Origin of the sequence: Protofrankia sp. Cas4 (assembly GCF_963555915.1) — a bacterium.
GTDB lineage: Bacteria > Actinomycetota > Actinomycetes > Frankiales > Frankiaceae > Protofrankia.
On sequence record NZ_CAUVXL010000157.1, the window covers coordinates 1 to 8,524 of the forward strand.

The 8,524-nt window shown below is 70.2% G+C and carries 10 protein-coding genes and 1 pseudogene; 7 read left to right on the forward strand and 4 right to left on the reverse strand.

What is annotated here, in order from left to right:
* From U9979_RS14350 to U9979_RS14370, 5 genes and pseudogenes are all read left to right on the forward strand, one after another.
* Positions 1 to 384: pseudogene (locus U9979_RS14350) on the forward strand (daunorubicin/doxorubicin resistance ABC transporter ATP-binding protein DrrA); the annotation flags it as partial.
* The gene (locus tag U9979_RS14355) at positions 381 to 1,193 is read left to right on the forward strand and encodes an ABC transporter permease (RefSeq protein ID WP_322750079.1); all 813 of its coding nucleotides are present in this window, start codon (positions 381 to 383) and stop codon (positions 1,191 to 1,193) included. The pseudogene U9979_RS14350 and the gene U9979_RS14355, both read left to right, overlap by 4 nt.
* Positions 1,194 to 1,374: 181 nt before the next feature.
* Entirely contained in the window at positions 1,375 to 2,457 is a 1,083-nt protein-coding gene (locus U9979_RS14360; RefSeq protein ID WP_322779769.1) for a maleylpyruvate isomerase N-terminal domain-containing protein, read from the forward strand.
* A 146-nt stretch (positions 2,458 to 2,603) separates the two neighbouring features.
* Positions 2,604 to 3,527: an oxygenase MpaB family protein gene (locus U9979_RS14365; RefSeq protein WP_322750081.1), complete on the forward strand. Its 924-nt coding sequence runs from the start codon at positions 2,604 to 2,606 to the stop codon at positions 3,525 to 3,527.
* A gap of 35 nt (positions 3,528 to 3,562) precedes the next feature.
* On the forward strand, positions 3,563 to 3,934 hold the full coding sequence (locus U9979_RS14370; RefSeq protein WP_322779770.1) for an RNA-binding S4 domain-containing protein: 372 nt from the start codon (positions 3,563 to 3,565) through the stop codon (positions 3,932 to 3,934).
* Positions 3,935 to 3,975: 41 nt separating this feature from the next.
* Here U9979_RS14370 and U9979_RS14375 read toward each other — a convergent pair whose 3' ends face one another.
* The 3 genes from U9979_RS14375 to U9979_RS14385 form a co-directional block, all read right to left on the reverse strand.
* A complete protein-coding gene (locus U9979_RS14375; protein ID WP_322750083.1) occupies positions 3,976 to 4,371 on the reverse strand; it encodes a nuclear transport factor 2 family protein in 396 nt (131 codons plus the stop codon).
* 122 nt (positions 4,372 to 4,493) lie between these two features.
* On the reverse strand, positions 4,494 to 5,576 hold the full coding sequence (locus U9979_RS14380) for a phosphotransferase family protein (protein ID WP_322779771.1): 1,083 nt from the start codon (positions 5,574 to 5,576) through the stop codon (positions 4,494 to 4,496).
* Positions 5,576 to 6,580 carry a hypothetical protein gene (locus U9979_RS14385; RefSeq protein ID WP_322779772.1) on the reverse strand — a complete coding sequence of 335 codons (1,005 nt, stop codon included), beginning with the start codon at positions 6,578 to 6,580 and terminating at the stop codon, positions 5,576 to 5,578. Before U9979_RS14385 ends, U9979_RS14380 begins: the two co-directional genes overlap by 1 nt.
* Positions 6,581 to 6,728: 148 nt before the next feature.
* Here U9979_RS14385 and U9979_RS14390 point away from each other — a divergent pair, with 148 nt between their 5' ends.
* Both U9979_RS14390 and U9979_RS14395 read left to right on the forward strand, forming a co-directional pair.
* Positions 6,729 to 7,391 (forward strand): sigma-70 family RNA polymerase sigma factor, encoded by a 663-nt coding sequence (locus U9979_RS14390; protein ID WP_322779773.1) that lies wholly within the window; start codon positions 6,729 to 6,731, stop codon positions 7,389 to 7,391.
* Positions 7,388 to 8,107 (forward strand): anti-sigma factor, encoded by a 720-nt coding sequence (locus tag U9979_RS14395; protein WP_322779774.1) that lies wholly within the window; start codon positions 7,388 to 7,390, stop codon positions 8,105 to 8,107. The genes U9979_RS14390 and U9979_RS14395 overlap by 4 nt, the downstream gene beginning before the upstream one ends.
* A 4-nt stretch (positions 8,108 to 8,111) precedes the next feature.
* On the opposite strand, the gene U9979_RS14400 is transcribed toward U9979_RS14395, so the two are convergent.
* On the reverse strand, positions 8,112 to 8,524 hold a 413-nt coding region (locus tag U9979_RS14400; RefSeq protein ID WP_322779775.1), incomplete at its 5' end, for a hypothetical protein.

The window sequence follows — 8,524 nt, forward strand, 5'->3', positions numbered from 1 at the left end:
CTCGAAGCCCGGGTCGTCGACCCCGCCGACCTCGGCCGGGTCGCGGCGCTCCTGGCCGACCTCGGCGACGGTCCGCCCCAGCTGGACGCCGAGCGACGCCGGGTCGCCGTCCCGACGGGCGGCGGGGCCAAGGTCCTGCTGGCCGCGGGACGCCGTCTCGACGACGACGGTGTCGCCCTGGACGATCTCGGAATCAGGCGTCCCTCGCTCGACGACGTGTTCCTCTCGCTGACCGGCCACGCCGCCGGCGAGCCGGCCGATGACGGGTCCGGCGCCCGGTCCGCCACCGGTACGGCCGGAACGGCCGGAGGGCCAGAAACGGCCGGAGCGGCCGGAACGGCTCCGATACCCGCGATCTCTGGAACCCCGCGGAGGAGCGCATGAACATCGTCACGCTCGACCGGCCGACGGCACGCACGGCGTCGCTCAGCCCGACCGTCGCCCTGGGTGACATCGCCGGAATCGCCCGACGCAACCTGGTCCGGCTCGTGCGCACACCCCAGCTGCTCCTCATCTCCAGTGCCCAGCCGCTGCTGATCCTGCTGCTGTTCCGCTACGTCCTCGGTGGCGCCATCGCCGTCCCCGGCGGTGTCTATGTCAACTACATCGTCCCGGCCATATTCGTGGAGGCGTCGCTCATCGGCGGCGCGGCGACCTCGGTCGGGCTGGCCGAAGACCTCAAGAGCGGGATCATCGACCGGTTCCGTGCCCTGCCGATGGCCCGCTCGGCCGTCCTCGCCGGCCGGACCGTCGCCGACCTGTGCCGCGCCGTCGTGGTACTGCCGATTATGATCGCGGTCGGGATCGCGGTCGGGTTCCGCTTCCACAACTCCGTCCCCGCGATCATCTCCGGGCTCGGGCTCGTGCTGTTGTTCGGTTACGCCATGTCGTGGGTGTTCGCATCCATCGGCCTCGCCGTGAAGGATCCCGAGACTGCGCAGGTCGCCTCGATCCTGCCGTTCTTCCTGCTGGTGTTCCCGAGCTCGGCGTTCGTGCCGGTGAGCACCATGCCCGGCTGGCTGCGGGGCTACGCGACGGTGCAGCCGGCCAACGTCACGATCAACGCTGTGCGTGCCCTCATGGAGGGCGGCCCCGCGCTCCACTGGGTGTGGCAGTCGGTGGTCTGGTCGGTGGGCATCGGTGCGGTGTTCGCACCGCTGGCCGTGCATCAGTACCGCAACCTCACCTCATAATCGTATAAACGATCACAGGTCCCCGATGTCCGGATGTCACACGGCTGGCTTTCGGCGGCGGCGGGACCTACCGTTAGTGGCCAGGGGACTTCGGCCTCCGGCGATGCGCCAGAACCACGATCGCATCGCCTTCGGCCCTCCAGGTAACGGTCGAGGTCGGTTCACGGGAGGGCGCAGGCAGGTGAACGCAAGCGGCGGGCACGTGACCGACCTTCTCGGGGCATGGGCGCTGGACGCCTGCGACGCCGAGGAGACCGCGGCGGTGACGGCGCATGTCCACCGCTGCGCGGCGTGTGCGCAGGAGGCGGCTACGCTGCGGCAGACCGCGGCGGCGCTGGCCACGCTCACCGACCGGGCGGACACCGGTGCCGGGTCGCCACCGCCGACCACCCAGGTCCTGACCGCGGCGCTGGCGCGGCGCCGGCCGGCGCCGTCGGTACCCGCCTTTGCCGCGCCGTTCGCCGCGGCGGCGGGTCTGTTCGAGTCCGCGCTCGCCGAACTCGACGGCCCGGCCCGGGCTGCGCCGAGCCCGGTGCGTGGCTGGACCATCGGCGACCTGGTCACCCATGTCGCAGCCACCGACGGCCTGCTCGCCGCCGCGATCGGGATTCCCGCGGACCCACCGGTGGATCCGCGTCAGGACGTCGTCGCCCACAGCGAGGCGCTGATCGCCCACGCCCGCACCCGACCAGCGGAGTATGCCCGCGCGTTGTGGCGGGACGGTGTCGACGCGATCGCGGCGCGGCTGCGTGCCGAGCCGAACCTCGCCGGCCGGTCCATCCAGGTCGGTGGCATCGGGATGTCCGTGGCCGACCAGCTCACCGTCCGGGCCTTCGAGACGTGGATCCATGCCCGCGACATCGCCCACGCCGTGGGCCTGCGCCTGCCCGACCCGCTCGCCCACGATCTGCACGTCATGTCCGACCTTGCCGCGCGGCTGCTCGACGAGCTGTCCACCCTCGACATCCCAGGGGTGTCCGAGCCGCCGGCGGGCACCGTCGAGCTGACGCTCACCGGGCCGGGTGGAGGATCCTGGTTGGTGCGCGTCGGCGCCGTCGGGGGTGCCGAGGGTGCCGCGCATGCCGGCGGCGCTGAGGGTGCCGCGCGAACACCGCCCGCAGCCGAGATCACCCTTGGCACGGTGGAGTTCTGCCTGCTGGTCGGCGACCGTAGGAGGCTCGACGACCTCGACGTCGTCATCACCGGGGACGACCCGCTCGGCCGCAGACTGCTCGCGCTCGCCCCGGCGCTGTCCGGCCCGTGACCGGCCGTCCGCCTCGCGATGCACGCACCCCAGCCCCGCTCCTTGATCCACGCCCCTTGCCCCGGGCGCTCTCAACGATGTGAATCCACTGCTACTGGAGCAGCATCGGATTCACATCCTTTTTCGGTCCCCTGGGAGGAGCCCGGATGAAGCGCTTCGACTGGCTGCACCACATCGAACAGCTCGACCCGACGACGGACTTCCTCGAGATCTACCGGATCAGCGTCACGCACGAATTCCCGTGGGACTACAACCAGTCACTGTCGTTCGCGTTGTTCCGCACCTACGCCGTCCCATCCATCGGGAGCCTGCTCGCCGGGACGGGTGAACTCACCGAACGCGTCCAGAAGCGCTACGACGACACGTCGCTGATCCTCGACGCGGTCCTGGAACACGGCTTCGCCGGCCCGGGGGGACGCACCGCGATCCGCCGCATGAACCAGATGCACGGCGCCTATTCAATCTCCAACGAGGATTTCGTGTACGTGCTGTCCACGTTCGTCGTCGTCCCGATCCGCTGGATCGACCGGTTCGGCTGGCGGCGCCTCTGCGAGACCGAGAAGGTCGCGAGCGCCCACTACTACCGCGAACTCGGGCGGCACATGGGGATGACCGCAATCCCGGCGACCTACCAGGAGTTCGCCGCCTATCTCGACGCCTACGAAGCCGAGCACTTCGCCACCGGAACGGGCGGAACCGACCCGGGCGGGCGCGCCGTCGCCGACGCCACGCTCAGGCTGTTCACCACGTTCCCACCCACCCAACACGCACCCGCCGCACTGATCAGACGGTTCGCGCTGGGGCTGATGGACGACGCATTGCGCGCCGCGTTGGGCTACCCGCGGATATCCCGGGCCGAACAGGCCGCGTGCGCCGCGGCGGTGCGGCTGCGCGGGCGGGTGGTGCGGTTCCTGCCGCCACGCACCGAACCGCTGTACACCCGCCAGCGAGCCAACATCCGCAGCTACCCCGCCGGCTACGAGATCGCCGAGCTCGGCACCTTCCCGCACGGCTGCCCGGTGGCGCGCCCCGCACCGGATGACGCCACGCCGCCGGTCACGACGGCCTGACCCCACCGCCGCCGCCGGATTCGTAGAGTCGTGGTATGGCGTCGCAGGAACTGACCGCGCGGGTCGACAGCTGGATCTGGGCTGTGCGGCTGCTCGCAACGCGGTCGCAGGCGACCGCCGTCTGCCGTGCCGGGCACGTCCATCTCAACGGTGAACGGGTCAAGGCGGCCCACGCGGTGCGCGTCGGGGACACGGTGCGGGTACGCCATGACGGGCACGAGCGGATCGTCGTCGTCACCCGCATCCTGTGCAAGCGGACCAGCGCCACCGTCGCCGGGGAGTGCTTCATCGATCAGAGCCCACCGCCGACCCGGGAGGCTACCGCTTCGGTGGGTGTCCGCGACCGGGGCACGGGGCGCCCGACCAAGCAGGACCGACGCGCCATGGAACGCCTGCGTCACCACTGAAGACGCCCCGCATCCTCGTCGCGCGAAGCGACCGGAACAGGTCAGCTCGCGAGCAGGCGGTTCACCTCGGCGGTGTCGTAGAACTCCTCGAACCGGATGGCCTTACCGTCGACCACGGTCCAGGAGTGTACGAACCGGACTGTGCCGGTCGTGCCACCGGGAGCGCGCATGTGGTGGGTGCCGAGCACGACGAGCCGATCGCCGGACTCCACGAATTCCTGCGGCTCAAGGCGCAACTCGGCGAAAACGGCCTGCAGCTGGCCGAAGAACGCACCGATCTCGGCGTGCCCCTTGCGGGTGCCGCCGATGCCGTGGGCCTTCATGCCCTCCGGAGTAGTCCACTCGAGGTCGGGCGCGAACGCTGCGAAGACCGCCGCGACGTCACCCCGCCCGAACGCCTCGTACGCACCGTTGATGACGTCAGTGTTGCTGGACATGTGCCTTCTCCCCCTTGGATGGTTACAGAACGTTTGGACCCAGCGCATAGATGACCCGCACGGACATCAAAACATGTGAGCGTCATCACATGTCAATAGATCAATCGGACGGATTCGGCCCCTCAGGCGGTAGAGGCCCGCAGGGTAAACGCCCGCAGCTGGAGGTCGGCCAGTTCCGTCAGGTCGATCACCCGGCGGTCGAGATGGGCGAAGTCGACCGGGCTACCGGCCAGACTCGCGGACTCGTAGCGGCGTTTGACACCCTCAGCGATCACCGCCATCCGCCAGTAGGCGAAGGCCCGGTAGTACGCCACGTCCGCCAGGTCCGCCAGGTCGAACCCGGTGCGCTCGGCATACCGGTCGATGATCGCCGTGCGGTCCGGGAATCCGGCCGCGCGGGTCGGCGGGGTCTGCATCCACACCGGCGGCGTTGCGTCCGCCGGTAGCTCCCAGCTGTTGAGCAGCACGCCGATGTCGGCCAGAACGTCACCGACGCTCGCGAGCTCCCAGTCCAGGACGGCCACCACGCGCCCGTCGGAACCGAGCATCACGTTGCCGAAACGGAAGTCGGTGTGCACCAGACCGGTCCGGGACCGCTGCGGGCGGCTCCGCCCGAGGCGGTCGGCCAGCTCCGTCACGACCGGCAGGTCGCGGGTTCGGACGCGGTCCCAGACGCGCAACCACCCGCGCAACGCTCGCGCGATGAAATCCCCTCGCGGCGACAGGTCGCCCAGACCCACGGCGGTGACGTCGACCCCGTGCAGGTCGGCGAGGGCGTCAACAAGCTCCCAGGCGGCCCGCTGCCGCGTGGACGGATCGGGCAGGATCCGTTCGACGTCGCCCGGTGTCGCCACGACGTGCCCGTCGACCCAGGTCATGACGACGAACGGCGCGCCGGTGATCTCAGCGTCATCGCACACGGCGAGGACCCGCGGCACCGGTACGGCGCTCGGCCCGAGCGCGGAGAGAACCCGGGCCTCCCGGATGACGTCGTGGGCGCCCGGTGGGTGGGCACCCAGCGGAGGCCTACGCAGCGCGAAGCTCCGGCCACCCGAGTCCGTCACCCGGTAGATGATGTTCGAGTGGCCACCTCCGACGACCACGTCGAACCGAAGTGGTCCCGCGGCAGCGGGGACGTGCTCGCCAAACCACTCCTGGACTGCCCGCACGGCCAGGCCCGGGGTTTCCCGCGACCCGTCCGGCATCAGTCGGCCAATCCGACGGGCACGCCCGCCTGGAGCAGGTCGTGGTATTCGCAGTGTCCGACGCCGACGCGCCCGTCCGGCCACGTCCACATGGTCGGTGACTTGACGATGCGCAGGATGCTCTCGACGCCGTCCGCTCCGGTTCGCCGGTGCCGAGCCGGCAGCCATGCCACCGGCTGCCCGCTCGCGGACCACTCCCGGTCGGCAGCGAAGATCCGTACCGACACCGACCGCAGCTCATGGTGGGGTTCACCGGCGTAGGCGTTGTGCATCTCGAAGTCGTCGACGACCGCGAACTCACCGCCCACCCAGACATGTCCGCTGCGGGTGCTCCTGGTCGGGCCGACAGCGCGAAGCAGCATGAACCCGGTGTCGTCGTCCAGGGAACAGATGAGCCAACGCATGTAGATCTTCGCCTGCCAGTTACGCGGGCCCCACGAGTGGTCCTTGCCGCCCCGGCCGTCGAGCTGCCACCTCATGTCGCCGACGCGGACCGTCCCGGTGATGTGGGCAAGATGCTGGTAGTGGAAGTCGGCCTGACCGGGCAGAAAGATCTTCTCGATGTGCTCCTGATCGGATCCCATCACCGCGGCGAGGCCCTGCGTGGATGTCACGAGGTCCAGTTCGCACTCGATCCGTGGGCACTGTGCGTACGCCCGCCTGGGGTCGGTGAGCAGCCACGGGTCGTCCAGCAGCAGAGCCTCGCCCGCGACGCGCACCCGCCCGGCTACGTACGGTTCGCCGACCGACCACTCCTGGCCGCCCGCTGCGAGACCGTTGGCACCGATGGGCGCGCGGGTGAAGGCGAAGGCGACCCGGCCGTCGGGCAGGTAGACGCACGCGGACACCTCGGCATGCCCCTCGTTCGGCCGCATCCCCAGCCGCAGCCAGCCGCCGACCCGTGCGGTGGCGTCGTAGAAGTCGACGTAGCGGCTCTCGCTCCACGTCGGGTCCGAGCCCGGAGTGTGCAGGTAAGCATCCGCCAGCTCCAGCCGCGCTCCCACGTGCTGATCTCCTCGCCAAAGCCGACCCGATACGGATCAATGAGTTAGATGTTACCGCGACGACACGGCCAGGGGCACAATACGAAGAACACGATCACACACTCGGAGCGATCCCGAAAGCTCCGCACAGGACGGGAAACGGGTGTCGATGCGAGGCGACGAAAATCCACGCCGTGTGCTGCGCCTCGCGCCGGACATCGGACCGCAAAGCGGGCCGGGCAGTGCGCCCGATGCCGCGCCGCGCACCGGGTCCGATGCCGCGGGACGTGCCGACGACCTCCTTCAATGCGCCGGCCGCGGTGACGCCGATGCGTTCGCCACCCTCTACGACCTGCTCGCCCCGCGGGTGTTCGGGCTCGTCCGGCGGGTACTACGCGACCCCGCGCAGTCCGAGGAAGTCACCCAGGAGGTGTTCGTCGAGGTGTGGCGGACCGCCGCCCGCTTCGACCCGGCCAAGGGCAGCGCCGCGACCTGGGTCTGCACGCTCGCGCACCGCCGGGCCGTCGATCGCGTCCGCTCGGTACAGGCTGCTGCAGAACGTGAACGCAGGGTTGCCCTGCTCGACTATCGGGACGCGGACGGCTTCGATGACGTGGTCGAACAGGTCGAGGCGAGACTCGAGCGTGAGCGTGTTCGCCGCTGTCTGGACCGCCTCACCGGCATCCAACGGGAATCGATCACACTGGCCTATTACCGCGGATACACCTACCGTGAGGTTGCCGAGTACCTGAAAGTCCCGGTGGGAACGGTGAAGACGAGGATGCGCGACGGCCTGATCCGGCTGCGTGACTGCCTGGGGGTTGGACGATGACTCCCCCGGACGTCCACGCGCTGACCGGTGCGTACGCCCTGGACGCAGTGGACGCCGGCGAGCGGGCACAGGTCGAGGCGCACCTCGCCGGATGCGAGTTCTGCGCCGAGGAGGTAGCCGGGCTGCGGGCAGCCGCCGCAGCCCTGACCGAGGCTGATGCGCTGGAACCGCCCGCGTCGCTACGGTCGGCGGTGCTCGGGCGGATCGCGACCACCCCGCAGCTCCCGGCGCAGGCCGAGCGGCCGCAGAAGAGGCACGGCCGCCCGCGCTGGCTGCGTCCGGTAACCGCGGCCGCCGCCGCGGCGGTGGTCGCCGTCACCGCGGCCGGCCTCACGGTGGCCGATCAGCACCGGCGTCTGGACGACGAGCGCCAACGCGCCGACCGCCTGAGCGCGCTCGCATCCGTGGCGCTGTCACGCTCGGCTAGCATGCCGCTGGACGGCGGCGGGAGCCTGGCCGTGGTGGCCGTGGCCGACAGCGCGCTGGTCTCGGCGCGGGACCTGCCTGCGCTCGCTGGCGGGCGGGTCTACCAGTTCTGGTTCGTCGGCGCGGACGGGGTGCGCTCCGCCGGCACCGCCGACGGCCGCGCGGTGGCGGTGGACCGCCTGCTGACCGGGGTCGGTGCCGCCCGCGCCATCGCGGTCACCGTGGAGCCGGCCGGCGGTTCCGCGCAGCCGACCACACCGGTGCTGGTCAACGCCCCCGTCCGCGCCTGATCAGTCACAGAGCGAGAAGGGACAGATAGGAGCGATATTTTCGTATGTCAATTCCGAAGCACCACGCCCAGCCGACCATTCCGACGAATTGCTGTGTCTGGCGCAGGGCATGCAGTTCGACCTCATACCCTCGGCGCACCGGCTGGGGGGGAACGGTGCCAGGTGAGCGAAGGAAGAAGAGGCTTTCGTTTCGTCCATCGCTCATGTGTGTGCCGAACTGGGCAATGAACGTACTGAATGCGGCGACGGGATTCGTCGGTGTGTCCGGGCCCAGCCACCACGCGGCCAATAGCTGCGTCCCAGCGCCGTCCCGAGCGTCGTATGCACTCAGTAGCATCGGCCAGCCGCCGGGTCGGTCCGGTGGAGCCACTCCGAGCAGGACGAATCCGGGCTCCACATTGAACCGATGCGCTTCGC